This window comes from Rhodanobacter ginsenosidimutans, from assembly GCF_042655685.1.
Classification (GTDB): Bacteria; Pseudomonadota; Gammaproteobacteria; order Xanthomonadales; family Rhodanobacteraceae; genus Rhodanobacter; species Rhodanobacter ginsenosidimutans.
In genome coordinates this window covers 34,296-50,853 of record NZ_JBHSMM010000005.1, presented here as the reverse complement: position 1 = coordinate 50,853, position 16,558 = coordinate 34,296, and the positions used below count along the sequence as shown (strand labels likewise).

Below are 16,558 nucleotides of genomic sequence, written 5' to 3'. Positions count from 1 at the left end.
AGGGCTCCGCGTCTGCAGGCAGACGCGGAGCCCTGTGGTATTCTCGCGACGCATTCAGATTGACCAGCGGGATCGAAAGTATGAGTGACGACCGGCAGGGGCGTTCCAGCGACAGCGGCAAGATTCTCTATTGCTCGTTCTGCGGCAAGAGCCAGCATGAAGTGCGCAAGCTGATCGCGGGTCCATCCGTATTCATCTGTGACGAATGCGTCGAGCTGTGCAACGACATCATCCGCGAGGAGCTCGAGGAAAAGGCCGCTTCGGGCCGCACCCAGCTGCCCAAGCCGCGCGAGATCCGTGAATCGCTGGACCAGTACGTGGTGGGCCAGTCACGCGCCAAGAAGGCGCTGGCGGTGGCGGTGTACAACCACTACAAGCGGATCGAGTCGCGCCAGAAAAGCGACGACATCGAGCTGGGCAAATCCAACATCCTGTTGATCGGCCCCACCGGCTCGGGCAAGACGCTGCTGGCTGAAACGCTGGCGCGGCTGCTCAATGTGCCGTTCACCATCGCCGACGCCACCACGCTGACCGAAGCGGGCTATGTGGGCGAGGATGTCGAGAACATCATCCAGAAGTTGTTGCAGAAGTGCGACTACGACGTGGAAAAGGCGCAGTCGGGCATCGTCTACATCGATGAGATCGACAAGATCTCGCGCAAGAGCGAAAACCCGTCGATCACCCGTGACGTCTCGGGTGAGGGTGTGCAGCAGGCCTTGCTGAAGCTGATCGAGGGCACGCTGGCCTCGGTACCGCCGCAGGGCGGGCGCAAGCATCCGCAGCAGGAATTCCTGCAGGTCGACACCAAGAACATCCTGTTCATTTGCGGCGGTGCCTTTGCCGGGCTGGAAAAAGTCATCCAGCAGCGCTCGGAGACCACCGGTATCGGCTTCTCGGCGGAGGTGCGCAGCAAGGAGCGCACTGAAAACCTCGGCAAGGTGCTTGCGGATGTCGAGCCCGAGGACCTGGTGCGGTTCGGCCTGATTCCCGAGTTCGTCGGACGCCTTCCGGTGGTCGCCACGCTCGATGAGCTGGACGAGGCGGCTTTGGTGAAGATCCTCACCGAACCGAAGAACGCCGTCACCAAGCAGTTCAAGAAGCTGTTCGAGATGGAGGAGGTGGAGCTGGAGTTCCGCCCCGAGGCGTTGCAGGCGATCGCCAAGAAGGCGCTCAAGCGCAAGACCGGCGCCCGTGGCTTGCGCACCATCCTCGAACAGGTGTTGCTGGAAACCATGTACGAGCTGCCCTCGCTGGAGCACGTGAGCAAGGTCGTGGTGGATGATGCGGTGATCAACGGCCAGGCCGAGCCCTACCTGATTTATCGTGGCAATCTGCAGCAGCGCGTGGCCAGCGACGGTAACGACGCAGCCTGATCGATACCCCGTGAAAAAAAGCGGCCCCGGTGAGTTACCGGGGCCATTTTTTTGGGTACGGTGGCATGGAAACCTTGTGCATCGCGCCGGATGCCTCCACTTGACGTGTCATGGGCCCCGGCGCAGTGTCGGGGCCAGTATGTCGATTCACCAGGAACTATTTTTCGATGGCCAAGACCGTCCGTAAAACCGAATTGCTGGATGCGCTGCCCGTGCTGCCGTTGCGCGACGTGGTGGTGTATCCGCACATGGTCATTCCATTGTTTGTCGGCCGCGACAAATCGATGCGCGCGCTCGAACGCGCGATGGAAGGCGAACGTCAGATTCTGCTGGTAGCGCAAAAGAGCCCGGATATCGATGATCCGGAAGCCGCCGACCTGCACACGGTCGGTACGCTGGCTGGCGTGCTGCAGCTGCTCAAGCTGCCTGATGGCACGGTCAAGGTGCTGGTCGAAGGCCAGTCACGGGTCACTATCGAAGACTGTCGGGAAGCCGACGGCATGCTGGTGGCGCGTTCACGCACGATTGAGCCCGTGTACAACGCCAAGGAGCGCGAGCTCGACGTGGTGTCGCGCACGTTGATCTCGTTGTTCGAGCAGCTCGTCAAGCAGAGCCGCAAGCTTCCGCCCGAAGTGCTGGCCAGCCTGTCCGGCATCGAGGAGCCGTCGCGCGTCGCCGACTCCATTGCCGCGCATCTTTCCGTGCGCATGGCTGACAAGCAGAAGGTGCTTGAAACTGCCGACGTGGCGCAGCGGCTGGAGCTGCTGATCGGCCTGGTCGACAGCGAGATGGATCTGCAGCAGGTGGAGAAGCGCATCCGCGGTCGGGTCAAGACCCAGATGGAAAAGAGCCAGCGCGAGTACTACCTCAACGAACAGATGAAAGCCATCCAGAAGGAGCTGGGTGACAACGAAGAGGGCACCAACGAAGTCGAGGAGCTGCAGAAGAAGATCGAAAATGCCGGCATGCCCAAGGCCGTGCTGACCAAGGCGCGGCAAGAGTTTGGCAAGCTGAAGCAGATGTCGCCGATGTCGGCGGAAGCGACGGTGGTGCGCAACTACCTCGATTGGCTGGTCGGCGTGCCGTGGAAGAAGCGCAGCAAGGTGCACAAGGACTTGCGCGTGGCGCAGGAAGTGCTGGACGCCGATCATTTCGGGCTGGAAAAGGTCAAGGACCGCATCCTCGAATACCTGGCGGTGCAGCAGCGCGTGGCCACGATGAAGGGCCCGATCCTGTGCCTTGTCGGTCCGCCGGGTGTGGGCAAGACCTCCCTGGGCCAGTCGATCGCGAAGGCCACCAACCGCAAATTCGTGCGAATGAGCCTGGGTGGCGTGCGTGACGAGGCCGAGATCCGTGGTCATCGGCGCACCTACATCGGCTCCATGCCGGGCCGCATCGTGCAGAACCTGACCAAGGTCGGCACCCGCAATCCGCTGTTCATGCTGGACGAGATCGACAAGATGTCGATGGACTTCCGTGGCGACCCGTCGTCCGCGTTGCTCGAAGTGCTCGACCCGGAACAGAACCACGCCTTCAACGACCACTACCTGGAAGTCGATTTCGACCTGTCCGAGGTGATGTGGATCGCCACCGCCAACTCGCTGAACATCCCCGGCCCCTTGCTCGATCGCATGGAGGTCATTCGCATTCCCGGTTATACCGAGGATGAAAAGCTGGGGATCGCGCAGCGGTATCTGCTTGCCAAGCAGTTGAAGGCGAACGGCCTCAAGCCCGAGGAACTGCAGGTGGACGAGGAGGCGCTGCGGGACATCGTGCGCTACTACACGCGCGAGTCCGGTGTGCGCAACCTTGAGCGTGAGATCTCCAAGATCTGCCGCAAGGTTGTCAAGGAGCTGACCCTGGGTGAAGTAACCAAGGCCAGGAAGGCGAAAACAAAAAGCGCGAAGCCCCAGAAGAAGGCCGTTGCCGGTGTCGAAGTGACGTCGGCGAATCTGGACCATTACCTCGGCGTTCGCCGTTTCGATTTCGGCCGCAAGGAAATCCAGAACGAGATCGGCCTGGTCACCGGGCTGGCCTGGACACAGGTCGGCGGCGAGCTGCTCAGCATCGAGGCATCGATTGTTCCCGGCAAGGGGCGGTTGGTGAATACCGGGCAACTCGGTGACGTCATGAAAGAGTCGATCCAGGCGGCGCTGTCGGTGGTGCGCGCGCGCGTTGATCAGCTCGGCATCGATCCCGAGTTCCACCAGAAGCTCGACGTGCACATCCACGTGCCGGAGGGCGCCACGCCCAAGGATGGCCCGAGTGCCGGCGTGGCGATGTGCACCGCGCTGGTATCCGCCCTCACCAAGATACCGGTGCGTTCGGAGGTGGCCATGACCGGCGAAATCACCTTGCGTGGACGCGTGCTGCCGATCGGCGGGCTGAAGGAAAAATTGCTGGCGGCGCTTCGTGGCGGCATCACCACGGTGATCATTCCCGAAGACAACAAGAAGGATCTTGTCGACATGCCGGCCAACATCACCACGTCGCTGGAGATCCATCCGGTGCGCTGGATTGACGAAGTGCTCGACATCGCGCTGGAGCGTCCGTTGCAGCCCAGCCAGGCGGTCGATTCCGAGGAAGCTCATGCGTCCAAGGAAGGCGCGCCAGCGGAGGACGGCGCCGAGGTCCATTCGCGCACGCATTGAGTTGTTGGCCGGTCTCCATGGCCGGCTCCTGTTCACCTGACAAGACGGCGGGCCATGCTGAATCGGCATCGTTCGCCGTTTGCTTTACGCATCATTTCGTGCGCTGTATTTCCGCGAAAACGCTTGCCGTGACTTGTGTTGCGAAGTTCGGCAACGCACTGGTATAAAGGCGGAACCGCAGATTTCATGCCCACCGCGGCGATTCCGGTTGCGACACGGCACCTGGCGCGAGCCAATCATCCACGCTGGCGTTGTTTCGTCGAAAACGAACCGCGCCGGTCGAAAACTAGGAGCTTCTCAATGAATAAAACCGATCTGATCAACGCCATCGCCGAAAAGGCCGAACTGACCAAGGCCGATGCAACCCGCGCGCTCGAAGCGTTCTTCGAGACCGTGCAGAAGACGCTCAAGAGCGGCGAAGACGTTTCTGTCGTCGGATTCGGTACTTTCACCGTGCGCGCGCGTGCTGCCCGTACGGGTCGCAACCCGCGGACCAACGAAATGATCCAGATCCAGGCGTCCAAAGTGCCGGCGTTCAAGGCTGGCAAGACCCTGAAGGATGCCCTAAACTAAGCGGCTGACGCTTGGTTCCGGGTGCTTAGCTCAGCGGTAGAGCGTCGCCCTTACAAGGCGGTGGTCGTAGGTTCGATCCCTACAGCACCCACCAGAAATGCGGAGCGGTAGTTCAGCTGGTTAGAATGCTGGCCTGTCACGCCGGAGGTCGCGGGTTCGAGTCCCGTCCGCTCCGCCACAGTTCACAAGGGCGCCCGTGTGGCGCCCTTGTTTTTTGGCACAAGGCTTCGTCAAGGCGAGGCTGATCATCAGGCGGCGTGTGATCGATGTTCTTGTGGCATCGCATGCGGGGGTAGCCTGGTGTTCGCATCGCGCTTCATGCGCCTACAACCACGTTGCGGGAAGATTCCAATGCTGCAGGCAATGCGTAACAAAATGCATGGATGGCCAGCCATCATCCTTCTGGGCATTTCCGTTTTCGCCATGTCGTTTTTCGGCATGGAAGGCTACCTGACGTCCAGCAGCGACATGTCGGTGGCAAAGGTCGGCAAACATGAGATCAGCCAGAACGACATGCAGGATCGGCTGAACCAGTTGCGGCAGCGCGCCAACGCGGAGCAGGGCGACCAGTTCGATACCAGCATTTTCGAAAAGCCGGAAATGAAACTGCGCGTGCTGAATTCGATGATCGATCAGCAGTTGCTGCTCAAGGCCAACGATGATTTCGGGCTGCGGGTGTCCGACCAGGCCGTGCGTGATTACATCGCATCGATCCCTGCGTTCCAGGTCGATGGTCATTTCGACCCGACGTCCTACAGCGCGGTGCTGGCCAGCCAGCGCAAGACGCCCGAAATGTTCGAGGCCGAGGTTCGCTCCGATCTGGCCGTCCAGTTGCTCCCACGCGCCATCGATGCCAGCACCATCATTCCCGCGGCCGACGCCGAACGTTTCCTGGCGCTGCGCATGCAGCGTCGCGATGTCCGCTATTTCCTGTTGCCGCGTCCGACGATTTCCGACACCAAGGTGACTGACGAGCAGATCGATGCCTACTACAAGGCGCATCTGGCCGACTACACGGACCCCGAGCGTGTTTCGGTGAAATACATCGAAGTGAACGGTGCGGATCTCGCGTCGGCATCGGCGCCCAGCGACGAGGAACTGCGCAAGCGCTACGCCGATGAGAAGCAGCGCTTCGTGCAGCCGGAGCAACGCCTGGTTTCGCACATCCTCATCGACGTGCCCGCCAACGCCACGCCTGAGCAGCAAAAGGCCGCCCTGGCCAAGGCCAACGATATTGCCGCCCACGCGACTCCCGAGGATTTTGCCGAGCTGGCCCGCAAGGACTCGCAGGACCTGGGCTCCAAGCGCCAGGGCGGCGACCTGGGCTGGTTGGAGCGGGGTGTGACCAATCCGGCGTTCGAGTCGGCCATGCTCGCCATGACCAAGGGCCAGATATCCAAGCCCGTGTTGTCGCCAGAGGGTTACCACATCATCTGGCTGCGTGATGTTCGCAGCGGAGACGCCAAGCCTTTCGAGGAAGTGCGCGACACGCTGGTGAAGGAGGCGACGGCGGCGGACAAGGATCGGTTGTACAACGAAGTGGCGGGCAAGCTTTCCGACAACACGTATCAGAACCCGTCCTCGCTGGAGCCTGCTTCCGAGGCCCTGAAGCTGCCGATCAAGGAAACGCCCCTGTTTTCCCGCACGGGTGGTGAAGGCATCGCAGCCAACCCCAAGGTTGTCGCCGCTGCGTTCTCGGATGACGTGCTGGCCCAGGGCAATAATTCGGGTTTGATCGATCTGGGTGGCGACCACTCGGTGGTGATCCACGTCGACAAACATTTGCCGGCGACGCCGCGGGCGTTGGCCGATGTGCGCGACGACGTACACGATCGCATCATCGATGAACGTGTCGCCGCTGAAGCGAAGACGCAGGCGCAGGCGTTGCTGGCCCGCTTGCAGAAGGGCGATTCGATGGACGACGTAGCCGCTTCCTCGAAGCTCGATGTGACCACCGTCAAGAATGCGCTGCGCGTCCAGGCGGATCTGCCGCCATCGGTCCGTGACCGCGCGTTCCTCTTGCCGCATCCGGTCGATGGCAAGCCGCAGTACGCCTCGGTCGATATGGACAAGGGCGTCTACGCTTTGCTCGCGGTGGACAAGGTGCAGCCCGGCGATCTGTCCGACGTGACAGCCGACCAGCGTGAATCGCTGCGGCAGCAGATGGCGCAGGCCTACGGTGCCGAAGCGACGAGCGAACTGATCGAGATTTTGCGGTCGCGGACCGAGATCAAGATCAACAAGGAACGCCTGTAATCTGATCCGCAGCCTTGCCGCGAGGCCAGGCGGGCAGTGGACAAAGTTGAAAAAGAAAAGGCGGCCATGGGCCGCCTTTTTCGTGGTGTCGTTTATTGGCGAGCGTACCGGTCGCCGTCGAGGTGGCTTGCGCGTTCGGCCAGCCACGCTACGGATCGTCCACTCAGTGGGCGCTGCCCACTTTCAGCACCAGGCCGGGCTTGATCGAATGTCCGCGCAGGTGGTTCCAGCTCTGCAGTTGGTCGACGCTGACCGAATAGTGGCGGGCAATGCCCCAGAGGCTGTCGCCGGGACGGACGGTGTGGTGGCGCGGTGACGCGGCCGATGGCTGGCTGGTGCCTGCGCTACCCGGCGAAAGCGATGCGGCTGGTTCACGATCCGCGTCTGCGGTGGAGGCCTCGTTGACCAGTGCGGTGCGAAACTGTCGTACGTGCTTCGCAGGCAACACCAGGTAGGACGCCGCCTGGGCATCGATGCTGTCGCTGCGGAATGCCGCATTGAGGTGCTTGAAGCGATCGACCGACATCCCCGCGTGGCTGGCCGCGTCCGTGATCGACAAGGATTGATCGACCGGCACCTTGACCAGCTGCCGTTCGGGTGGCAGCGCCGGCAGGGTCACGCCGAATCGCGCCGGTTCACGCACGACGCAGGCAATGGCCAGCAGTTTGGAGAGGTGTTCACGAGTCCCGCGACGAACCGGCAGCTCGGGTATGGCTGGCAGTTCGGTGGGTGCGCCGTGTTTCTTCACCAGCTTGCGCACCGCGAATTCGCCCGCGTTGAACGCATAGTCGGCGAGCCGCCAATCGTCGAATCGCCGGTGGTATCGCTGCAATTCTTTCATGACCGCGTGCGTTGCCGCGGGTACGTCCAGGCGTCCGTCGTAGTTGTCGTCCACGCGCAGGCCCATGGCGCCCGCCGTGGCCGGCATGATCTGCCACATGCCGGCAGCCCGATTCCGGTGCCGCCCCGGCACGGGCTGGAAATGACTCTCCACCCACGGCAGCAGCACGAACTCCCCGGCGACGTTGTACTGGTCGGCGACCTGTTGCACATAGATCAGGCGTGGCAGTACCGCGCTCAATTGGCTTTCGAACTGCTTCGGATGGCGCGTGTAGGTACGGGCCCAGGCGGTGATCGTCGGATCGGCCGCGCAATCGGCCATCTCGAAACGGCTGCGCAGTTGTTGCCATACATCGATCGGCGCTTGTGGCGTGGTTTCCGATGGCGGGAGCAGGCGGCTGCGATCGGTGGCAACCGGCGTGGTTACCACCGGGTGACGGGTCTTCTGCGAAGGGCCGGTGGCGCAGGCTGTCAGCACCAGCGTCAGCGTGAGCGTGAGCGGTAGTAGCCGCCGACTCATGCGGCGAACGTGTTCTTGGCGTGGCGCAACGCGGCGAAGCGGGCAACGCGGTCGCCGCGGCCGTCATGATGTTCGCACCAACTCGATACGTCGTCGCTATCCACCCGCAGGAAGGGATTTGTGGCCAGCTCGCTGGCAAGCGAGACCGGCACGGTGGGTAACCCCTGCGCCCGTAACTGGTCCACTTCCTGGCATCGGGCCGTGAGGGCGGCATTGGCCGGTTCAACCGCATGCGCGAAACGTCCGTTGGCCTGGGTGTATTCGTGGCCGCAACAAACCAGGGTGTCTTCCGGCAGCGTCGACAAGTGGTCCAGGGATGCCAGCATTTGTGCGGGCGTGCCCTCGAACAGGCGGCCGCATCCGAGACTGAACAAGGTGTCGCCACAGAACACGATGCCCGCGCCGACGTAGGCGACGTGGCTCAAGGTGTGGCCGGGAATGGCGATGGTGTCGAATTCAACACGGGGCGCCGCGAGCTCAATGCGCTGGCCGTCCGCGACGGGATGCGTGGTCGCGGTGATGCGCCCGTCGTCGGGGGCGTAGACGGGCACGTCATGTTGCGATGCCAACGCCGCGGCACCGCCGATGTGGTCCAGGTGATGATGCGTCAGCAGGATCGCGCGCAACTGCAGACCGTTCGCGACCAGCGCGTCTTCGACCACCTGTGCCTCGCCCGGATCCACCACGATGGCGTCGCCTGTGTCGTCGTGCAGAAGCCAAATGTAGTTGTCGGAAAGCGCCGGTAGGGGGATCAGGTGCACGATGAACTCCACAGCGTTGGGTGATCCGGAAACCGACGTGCAGCCTTCCGAGGCGGGAAACGCCCGACTATAAGGGGGCGGCGCCGGCATCTCGTTAGCCTTGTGTTAAATGGTTTCTACCGTTCAGTTGCGCCCACGGCCTCCGCCGCCGGCATGGTTGGCAGCAGCTACACTTCCCGGATAGATGAGTCAGGACGTACGCATGCTTCATCGCGATTACCGGATCTACAGCAGCGCGCCTTTGCGGCAGCTGGCCGATGAGCAGACGCGCGCGATGTTGCCGGATATCCAGCGCAGTGCCGGCGCGTGCGCGTTGTCGCTGGGTGCTTCCGGCGATGTCGCGGTTCCCTCATTGCCGATGATCGGCGGCTGGACCCGGATGTGGATCGCCGCGGGCGGTTATCGCGGCGATGTGTGCGCCGCGATCGACGCACCGTTGCCCTTTCTGGATGAAGCCTTCGATGTGGTGTTGCTGCGCCATGCCCTTGAGGTCGTGGCTGAACCCTCGATCCTGCTGGGCGAAGCCATGCGCGTACTGGCACCGGGCGGCGTGCTGGTGGTGACCGGGGTGCACCCCGTGAGCGGCTGGGCGCCCTGGTTCTATTGGCGATCCGGTGGCACGCGGATACTGCGGTTTCCGGGCCAACTCGGCAGGCGGCTTGAACGCCACGGGCTGGAAATCGAATGGACGCGGCGGGTGGGTGGGCCGTGGCCCAGTGACGCGTCCGGACATGCGGCATCGTTCAACCCCTGCGGCGGTGGCTACGTGATGATGGCGCGGAAAAGGTGTCGCAGGGCGACGCCATTGCGCATACTCCCCGCTCCAACCCGACTGCACGTTGCCAGTGGAAGGCTTTCACCCGGCACGCGACGCAGTGCGGTTTCGTGATTTCAATTCATAGCGAGCCATGATGAGCGAAGTGGAAGCATTTACGGACGGCGCCTGCCTGGGCAATCCAGGCCCCGGTGGCTGGGCGGCACTGTTGAGGGCGAAAGGCAGCGAACGCATGATTGCCGGCGGCGATCCGGCCACCACCAACAACCGCATGGAGCTGATGGCGGCGATCGGCGCGCTGGAGGCACTGAAGCGCCCCTGTCAGGTCGTGCTCACCACCGATTCGCGCTACGTGATGCAGGGCATCGAACAGTGGATGCCGAAGTGGGTGGCCAATGGCTGGCGCACTGCGGACAAGAAGCCGGTGAAGAACCAGGATCTGTGGCAGCGCCTGTCGGCGGCCGCGGCATCGCACCAGGTGCGCTGGAAGTGGGTACGTGGGCATAACGGCCACGTCGAGAATGAACGGGTGGATCAGGCGGCGCGCGAGCAGGCCGAGTTGCTGCGGGTAAGCGCATGAGGCAGGTCGTTCTCGATACCGAAACCACCGGCCTGGAAGTGCGCCAGGGCCACCGGCTGGTGGAAATTGCCTGCGTGGAGATGGTCGAGCGCCGGCTCACCGGCCGTTATTACCAGACTTACCTCAACCCTGACCGCGCCATTGATGAAGGTGCGCGCATGGTCACCGGCATCGAAGACGCGTTCTTGCTGGACAAGCCGCACTTCGAGGACGTGGCCGAGGAATTCCTGGCGTTTATCGATGGCGCCGAACTGGTCATCCACAACGCCAGTTTCGATATCGGCTTTCTCGATGCGGAACTGGCGCGCCTGGGCGAGCAGGCCGGGCGGGTAGGCGACCGCTGCGCCGTGCTCGATACACTGAAGATGGCGCGGGAGCTCTTTCCCGGCCAACGCAACAACCTCGATGCCTTGTGCAAACGGCTGGGCGTGGACAACTCGCGTCGCGATCTGCACGGTGGCCTGATCGACGCGCAGTTGCTGGCCGACGTCTATCTGGCCATGACCTCGGGTCAGGTCGCGTTCGATCTGGGTTTCGAGGACGAAGCCGATACGCGCAGCACAACGGTGGCTGTGCCATTGTCACTGCAGGAGCGACCGCGCGTGCTCCGTGCCTCAGCGGAGGAAGTGGAAGCGCACCAGAACCGGCTTGCCGCACTGGACAAGAGTGCAGCCGACGGCAGCCTGTGGCGCCGGCTTGCGTCGCCGCAGGCCGAAACCGTCGAGTAAGGCATCAACTGATGCGCGCGAGGATCGCGGTGATGTTGTCGCTGCCACCGCCGTCCAGCGCGCCAAGCAGCAGTTGATCGACGCATTCCTGCGCGGCCAGGTCCGTGCGCGCCACCAGCCGGCCGATGGCCGCGTCGGTGACATCCTCGGTGAGCCCGTCGCTGCACAGCAGAAAGCCCATGCCGGGAAGGGCGGTGCCGCGATTCATGCCGATGTGCAGCTGATCCGCCGCCGTCACACCCAGCGCCTGGGTCAACACATTGCGCTGCGGATGTTGCGAGGCCTGCGCAGGATCCAGTTGGCCCGCTTCCACCAGCGCCTGTACCAGCGAGTGGTCATGGCTGATCTGGCGCAAACCCTGTTGCCATAGATAGATGCGGCTGTCGCCCACCCAGGCAACTTCGTAGCTGTCGCCGATGATCCGCAACGCGGCAATGGTGGTGCCCATGGGGAGTCGATCGCCATTGCCACGCGTAAGCGCCAGCAATCGTTCGCCGGCACCTTGCACGGCTTCGATGAGCCCATGCCCGCGCGTGACCAGGTCGACCACGGCATCGCGCACCAGCGCCGAAGCCACCTCACCGTGCTGGTGCCCACCCATGCCATCGGCTACCAGAAACAGGCCCGACGAGGCGTCGGCGTAATACGTGTCCTCGTTGCGCGTGCGGCGCAGGCCGACGTGGGTAGCGTGTCCGAATTCGATCATGGCCGTTCAATGGGGGCGAGCCGTCGCAGCATGCCGCAAGCGCGGTGTGTTGTCACGGCAGATGGGCTCGCGTATGATTCCCGGCTCGCATGAGCCACCATGCGCCCCACTGGAGAGGTGGCAGAGTGGTCGAATGTACCTGACTCGAAATCAGGCGTAGGTGAATAGCCTACCGAGGGTTCGAATCCCTCCCTCTCCGCCAGAAACGCAAAAGGCCCCGTTCGGGGCCTTTTGCGTTTCTGGCGGAGAGGGAGGTGTGGACGAACCCTCCCGGTTCGACAAATTCGCCGGGAGCGAATTTGGACAGCCGCAGGCTGGCCCTGGAGCGCACAGCGCGGAAGGGTTCGACCCATGGATGGGTCGAACAATCCCCGCGGACGTCATGCAAATCGCGCTGCGCACTCCCCGGGGCCTTTTGCGTTTCTGGCGGAGAGGGAGGTGTGGACGAACCCTCCCGGTTATTCGGCCCATCCTGGGCCTCACCCTTCGGGCCATCGGCTGCGCCGATGTTCGCTCTGGCGTCCTGCCTAGGCAGTCGACGAATTTGTCTGGAGCGAATTTGGACAGCCGAAGGCTGGCCCCGCAGCGCGAAGTGCGGAGGGGTTTGGCCCATGGATGGGCCAAACAATCCCTCCCTCTCCGCCAGCCACGCACGTCCTTCGACTCCGCTGCGCTACGCTCAGGACGAACGGATTTCTAGGCCTAAGGCTAGACTCAACCCGCCTTCTTCTTCGCCAGCCGCAACCAGGTATCCACCACCGTATCCGGGTTTAGCGACAGCGACTCGATCCCCTGTTCCATCAGCCACTCGGCGAGATCCGGGTGATCGCTGGGTCCCTGGCCGCAGATGCCGATGTACTTGCCCTTGGCGCGGGCAGTCTTGATCGCCATCGCCAGCAGTTTCTTTACCGCCGGGTCGCGTTCGTCGAACAGGCTGGCGACGATGCTGGAATCGCGGTCGAGGCCAAGGGTGAGCTGGGTAAGGTCGTTGGAGCCGATCGAGAAGCCATCGAAGATGTCGAGGAATTCATCGGCGAGCAGCGCGTTGGAGGGCACTTCGCACATCATGATGACCTTCAGGCCGTGCTCGCACTGGACCAGTCCATTGCGCTTCAGCACCTCGATCACCTTGCGGCCCTCACCCAACGTGCGCACGAACGGGATCATCACCCACACATTGTCCAACCCCATCGTTTCACGCACGCGCTTCACCGCCTTGCACTCCAGCGCGAAAGCGTCGGCGAAGCTGGGGTCGACGTAGCGGCTGGCGCCGCGGAAGCCGATCATCGGGTTCTCTTCGTGCGGCTCATAGCGCGTGCCGCCGATCAGCCCCGCATATTCGTTCGACTTGAAATCGGACAACCGCACGATCACTGGCTTGGGATGGACCGAGGCGGCGATGGTGGCGATGCCTTCGGCCAAGCGGTCGACATAGAATTCGACCGGACCGGCATAACCGGCGATGCGCTCGTCGATCTTGGCTTTCGTCTCGGCGTCCTGCTTGGCATATTCCAACAGCGCCTTCGGATGCACGCCGATGTGACTGGCGATGATCATTTCCAGGCGGGCCAGGCCGATGCCGGCGTTGGGCAGCATGCCGAAATCGAAGGCGCGCTCGGGGTTGGCCACGTTCATCATGATCTTCAGCGGCGCCTCGGGCATGTCGCCCAGATCCGCCGTGATGCGCTCGAACTTCAGGATGCCCTCGTAGATCGTGCCGGTGTCGCCCTCGGCGCAGGACACGGTGACGTCGGCGCCATCGGGGATCAGCTCCAGCGCGTTGCCGGTGCCGACAACGGCCGGCACGCCCAGCTCGCGGGCGATGATCGCCGCATGGCAGGTGCGGCCGCCGCGATTGGTGACGATGGCCGACGCGCGCTTCATCACCGGCTCCCAGTCGGGATCGGTCATGTCGGCAATCAGCACGTCACCGGGCTGCACCTTGTTCATGTCGGACAGCGAACGCACAACGCGGGCCTTGCCGGCGCCGATCTTCTGGCCGATCGATCGGCCCTCGGCCAGGACCTTGCCTTTTGCGCTCAGGTGGAAGCGCTCGAGCTGGGTGGCGTGGGAGCGTGATTTCACGGTTTCCGGCCGCGCCTGCACGATGTAGATCTTGCCGGTGTGGCCGTCCTTCGCCCATTCGATGTCCATCGGGCGGTCATAGTGTTTCTCGATGATCAGCGCCTGCCGCGCCAGCTCCTGCACGTCCTCGTCGCTGATGCAGAACCGGTTGCGCAGTTCGGCAGGCGTGTCTTCCGTGCGCACACGTTCGTCGGCCGCATCGGAATAGACCATGCGCAATTGCTTGGCGCCGAGGTTGCGGCGCAGGATGGCCGGCTTGCCGGCGTTCAACGTCGGCTTGAAGACGTAGAACTCGTCCGGATTCACCGCGCCCTGCACGACCATTTCGCCAAGGCCATAACTGCCGGTGACAAACACCACGTCGCGGAAGCCCGACTCAGTGTCCAGCGTAAACAACACCCCGGACGCACCCACGTCCGAACGCACCATCAACTGCACGCCAGCGGAGAGGAACACCTCCTCGTGCTTGAAACCCTGGTGCACGCGATAGGCGATGGCGCGATCGTTGTACAGCGAGGCGAAGACTTCCTTCACCGTGTGCAGTACGTCGTTGATGCCGGCCACGTTGAGGAAGGTTTCCTGCTGGCCGGCGAACGAGGCGTCCGGAAGATCCTCTGCGGTGGCCGATGAACGTACCGCCACGGCGATGTCGCTGGCGCTGGCGTCCTTGCACAGCGTGGCGTACGCGTCGCGGATTGCCTGCTCGAGTTCGGCGGGCAGGGCGGTGTCCACGATCCATTGGCGGATTTCCTTGCCGGCAACCACCAGCGCGTCGACGTCATCGACATCCAGCGAGGTCAGTCGATCCTGAATTCGTTTCGCCAGGCCGCTTTTCTCCAGATACTGCTGGAAGGCCTCGGCGGTGGTGGCGAAACCGCCCGGCACCGACACGCCCAATCGGGACAGGTTGCCGATCATTTCGCCAAGTGAGGCATTCTTGCCGCCTACCTTGCCAAGGTCGGTCATGCGCAGCGCATCGAGCCAAAGCACCAGATCGTTCAAGGGGATCTCCTGAAGGCTTTCGTGTGACAACGGGAAGGGTGCAAACTGACCAGAACGGTCGGCAAAGGAGTGGTATTGTCCGCTGCCGGTCGTGTACAGCACAAGAAGACCATTGCCGTTGATCCCCACTCCAACTGCATACCAGTCAGCCTTGATGCAGTAAGTACAATGATTTACTCGAAACTTTTGGCGTCGTAATAACGGTCATGACCAACCGGGAGCAGGCATGCAACGCACGGTTTTCTTCATATCCGACTCCACTGGTATTACCGCGGAGACGATCGGCAACAGCATCCTGACCCAATTCGAGGGCGTCACGTTCGACAAGCATCGCCTGTCGTTCGTGGATGACGCGCAAAAGGCCGAGGCCGCCGCCGTGCGGATCAAGACCCATTACGCGCAGAGCGGGCAGCGACCGATCGTGATCAACACGATGGCCGAGCCGGCCTTGTGCGACATCGTCGCGGCCAGCGGGGCGTTGATGATGGATGTGTTTGCGCCGTTCATCGGGCCGCTGGAGGACGAGCTGGGCGCCAAGCGCTCCGGCGCGGTCAACCGCGCGCACGGCATGGTGGACTACGGCAAATACGAGGCGCGCATCAACGCGACCAACTATGCGCTGTCGCACGATGACGGCATCGACGTGAACTATGCCGATGCGGATCTGGTCCTGATTGGCGTGTCGCGTTCCGGCAAGACGCCCACCTGCCTCTACATGGCCTTGCACTATGGTGTCAGTGCCGCCAACTATCCGTTGACCGAGGAGGATCTGGACCGGCTGGAATTGCCGGCGCTGCTGCGTCCTTACAAGTCGCGGCTGTTCGGCCTCACGATCGAGCCGGCGCGGTTGGCGCAGATCCGCGAGCAGCGCAGTCCGGGCAGCAAATATGCGACTTTGAAGCAATGCCGCTGGGAGCTGGACCAGGCGGCCCGGCTGATGCGCCAGGCCGGTATCCCCAGCCTCAACACCACGCACGTGTCGATCGAGGAAATCGCCAGCAAGATCTTTTCCCGCTTCGGTATCGAGCGGACCATGTTTTGAACGCAAGGGTTTTGAACGCAGGAGTTTCGTGACAACGATGAGTGCCGTACTGGACAGCCGAACCAACTTGTTGCCGGGGCGCTTTGGCTTCCTGATGGGGCTTTATGCGGAAAATTACCATCGGCTGACGCGGCTGTTCGCGCCGCAGCAACTTGAGCCCGGCCGCTACCTGTCCAACGTGGATGACGGATTGAACGTGCATCTCCATGTGCAGGAGTGCCATCCGTATACGCTGGAGCTTGAGCTCACCTACGATTTCGTTGACGCCCATACCGGCCAGCGTTCGCCATCGGCGCAGCTGCGCATGTATACCGACGCGCACGTGGCCGAAGCGATGCATTGCCATCCCGGGCGACACCTGTGGCAGGTGCTGGGTCCGTTCGCGCCGGCGCATACGGTGTTCCAGCATCGCCTGCGCATGAACGGCTTCCTGTCGCGCTGGCTGGAATACCTGGCGGAGCAGGGGCATTCGACCGGTACGCTGGAGCGCGATCCGGCGGATACGATCGGCTGAGTGCGAAACGGTCGCACACACGAATCGCGCGCAACAAAAAACCCGCGCAAGGCGGGTTTTCCGTTGTGTAGTGGCGGAGCGGACGGGACTCGAACCCGCGACCTCCGGCGTGACAGGCCAGCATTCTAACCAACTGAACTACCGCTCCACAT

The 16,558-nt window shown here is 62.8% G+C and carries 13 protein-coding genes and 4 tRNA genes; 12 read left to right on the top strand and 5 right to left on the bottom strand.

Going from position 1 to position 16,558, the window contains the following annotated elements:
- Positions 1–80 precede the first annotated feature (80 nt).
- The 6 genes from clpX (at position 81) to ACFPK0_RS14680 (ending at position 6,853) form a co-directional block, all read left to right on the top strand.
- Positions 81–1,373, top strand: a complete 1,293-nt coding sequence (gene clpX, locus ACFPK0_RS14705) for an ATP-dependent Clp protease ATP-binding subunit ClpX (RefSeq protein WP_007082751.1) — start codon at positions 81–83, stop codon at positions 1,371–1,373.
- Positions 1,374–1,540: 167 nt separating this feature from the next.
- Positions 1,541–4,024: an endopeptidase La gene (lon, locus tag ACFPK0_RS14700; protein WP_056603134.1), complete on the top strand. Its 2,484-nt coding sequence runs from the start codon at positions 1,541–1,543 to the stop codon at positions 4,022–4,024.
- A gap of 300 nt (positions 4,025–4,324) precedes the next feature.
- Positions 4,325–4,597, top strand: coding sequence for an HU family DNA-binding protein (locus ACFPK0_RS14695; RefSeq protein WP_007082749.1), 273 nt, complete (start codon positions 4,325–4,327; stop codon positions 4,595–4,597).
- Between the two features lie 19 nt (positions 4,598–4,616).
- A tRNA-Val gene (locus ACFPK0_RS14690) sits at positions 4,617–4,691 on the top strand.
- A gap of 7 nt (positions 4,692–4,698) precedes the next feature.
- Positions 4,699–4,775 (top strand) — tRNA-Asp (locus ACFPK0_RS14685).
- Between the two features lie 140 nt (positions 4,776–4,915).
- Positions 4,916–6,853 carry a SurA N-terminal domain-containing protein gene (locus ACFPK0_RS14680; RefSeq protein WP_377341817.1) on the top strand — a complete coding sequence of 646 codons (1,938 nt, stop codon included), beginning with the start codon at positions 4,916–4,918 and terminating at the stop codon, positions 6,851–6,853.
- 163 nt (positions 6,854–7,016) lie between these two features.
- Here the strand turns inward: ACFPK0_RS14680 and ACFPK0_RS14675 are convergent, their stop codons facing one another.
- Together ACFPK0_RS14675 and gloB are read right to left on the bottom strand one after the other, a co-directional pair.
- On the bottom strand, positions 7,017–8,015 hold the full coding sequence (locus ACFPK0_RS14675) for a transglycosylase SLT domain-containing protein (RefSeq protein ID WP_377341980.1): 999 nt from the start codon (positions 8,013–8,015) through the stop codon (positions 7,017–7,019).
- Positions 8,016–8,209: 194 nt separating this feature from the next.
- Positions 8,210–8,974, bottom strand: a complete 765-nt coding sequence (gene gloB, locus ACFPK0_RS14670) for a hydroxyacylglutathione hydrolase (RefSeq protein ID WP_377341815.1) — start codon at positions 8,972–8,974, stop codon at positions 8,210–8,212.
- 202 nt (positions 8,975–9,176) lie between these two features.
- Between gloB and ACFPK0_RS14665 the strand changes: the two genes are divergently transcribed.
- Genes ACFPK0_RS14665 through dnaQ form a run of 3 tightly spaced genes read left to right on the top strand, consistent with a single transcriptional unit; the run spans position 9,177 to position 11,057 of the window.
- Positions 9,177–9,863 (top strand): class I SAM-dependent methyltransferase, encoded by a 687-nt coding sequence (locus tag ACFPK0_RS14665; RefSeq protein WP_377341813.1) that lies wholly within the window; start codon positions 9,177–9,179, stop codon positions 9,861–9,863.
- 22 nt (positions 9,864–9,885) lie between these two features.
- Complete coding sequence (gene rnhA, locus ACFPK0_RS14660) at positions 9,886–10,329, top strand: ribonuclease HI (RefSeq protein ID WP_056605065.1); 444 nt, start codon at positions 9,886–9,888, stop codon at positions 10,327–10,329.
- Positions 10,326–11,057, top strand: a complete 732-nt coding sequence (gene dnaQ / locus ACFPK0_RS14655) for a DNA polymerase III subunit epsilon (protein ID WP_377341809.1) — start codon at positions 10,326–10,328, stop codon at positions 11,055–11,057. Before rnhA ends, dnaQ begins: the two co-directional genes overlap by 4 nt.
- Positions 11,058–11,061: 4 nt before the next feature.
- Here dnaQ and ACFPK0_RS14650 read toward each other — a convergent pair whose 3' ends face one another.
- Entirely contained in the window at positions 11,062–11,763 is a 702-nt protein-coding gene (locus tag ACFPK0_RS14650) for a PP2C family protein-serine/threonine phosphatase (RefSeq protein ID WP_056603145.1), read from the bottom strand.
- 111 nt (positions 11,764–11,874) lie between these two features.
- On the opposite strand from ACFPK0_RS14650, the gene ACFPK0_RS14645 reads away from it, so the two are divergent.
- Positions 11,875–11,965, top strand: a tRNA-Ser gene (locus ACFPK0_RS14645).
- A gap of 512 nt (positions 11,966–12,477) precedes the next feature.
- Here ACFPK0_RS14645 and ppsA read toward each other — a convergent pair.
- Positions 12,478–14,850: a phosphoenolpyruvate synthase gene (ppsA, locus tag ACFPK0_RS14640; protein WP_377341807.1), complete on the bottom strand. Its 2,373-nt coding sequence runs from the start codon at positions 14,848–14,850 to the stop codon at positions 12,478–12,480.
- 226 nt (positions 14,851–15,076) lie between these two features.
- Here ppsA and ppsR point away from each other — a divergent pair, with 226 nt between their 5' ends.
- Positions 15,077–15,892: a posphoenolpyruvate synthetase regulatory kinase/phosphorylase PpsR gene (gene ppsR / locus ACFPK0_RS14635; protein ID WP_056078546.1), complete on the top strand. Its 816-nt coding sequence runs from the start codon at positions 15,077–15,079 to the stop codon at positions 15,890–15,892.
- A 37-nt stretch (positions 15,893–15,929) separates the two neighbouring features.
- Positions 15,930–16,406 carry a DUF1249 domain-containing protein gene (locus ACFPK0_RS14630; RefSeq protein ID WP_056078550.1) on the top strand — a complete coding sequence of 159 codons (477 nt, stop codon included), beginning with the start codon at positions 15,930–15,932 and terminating at the stop codon, positions 16,404–16,406.
- Between the two features lie 71 nt (positions 16,407–16,477).
- On the opposite strand, the gene ACFPK0_RS14625 is transcribed toward ACFPK0_RS14630, so the two are convergent.
- A tRNA-Asp gene (locus ACFPK0_RS14625) sits at positions 16,478–16,554 on the bottom strand.
- Positions 16,555–16,558 lie beyond the last annotated feature (4 nt).

Bases quoted from the DNA above. Each gene is read 5' to 3' on its own strand.
- ACFPK0_RS14695 (WP_007082749.1), top strand. From the start codon at position 4,325: ATGAATAAAACCGATCTGATCAACGCCATCGCCGAAAAGGCCGAACTG.
- ACFPK0_RS14665 (WP_377341813.1), top strand. From the start codon at position 9,177: ATGCTTCATCGCGATTACCGGATCTACAGCAGCGCGCCTTTGCGGCAG.
- clpX (WP_007082751.1), top strand. From the start codon at position 81: ATGAGTGACGACCGGCAGGGGCGTTCCAGCGACAGCGGCAAGATTCTC.
- ACFPK0_RS14630 (WP_056078550.1), top strand. From the start codon at position 15,930: ATGAGTGCCGTACTGGACAGCCGAACCAACTTGTTGCCGGGGCGCTTT.
- ACFPK0_RS14675 (WP_377341980.1), bottom strand. From the start codon at position 8,015: ATGGCCGATTGCGCGGCCGATCCGACGATCACCGCCTGGGCCCGTACC.
- ppsR (WP_056078546.1), top strand. From the start codon at position 15,077: ATGCAACGCACGGTTTTCTTCATATCCGACTCCACTGGTATTACCGCG.
- dnaQ (WP_377341809.1), top strand. From the start codon at position 10,326: ATGAGGCAGGTCGTTCTCGATACCGAAACCACCGGCCTGGAAGTGCGC.
- rnhA (WP_056605065.1), top strand. From the start codon at position 9,886: ATGAGCGAAGTGGAAGCATTTACGGACGGCGCCTGCCTGGGCAATCCA.
- lon (WP_056603134.1), top strand. From the start codon at position 1,541: ATGGCCAAGACCGTCCGTAAAACCGAATTGCTGGATGCGCTGCCCGTG.
- ACFPK0_RS14680 (WP_377341817.1), top strand. From the start codon at position 4,916: ATGCGCCTACAACCACGTTGCGGGAAGATTCCAATGCTGCAGGCAATG.
- ACFPK0_RS14650 (WP_056603145.1), bottom strand. From the start codon at position 11,763: ATGATCGAATTCGGACACGCTACCCACGTCGGCCTGCGCCGCACGCGC.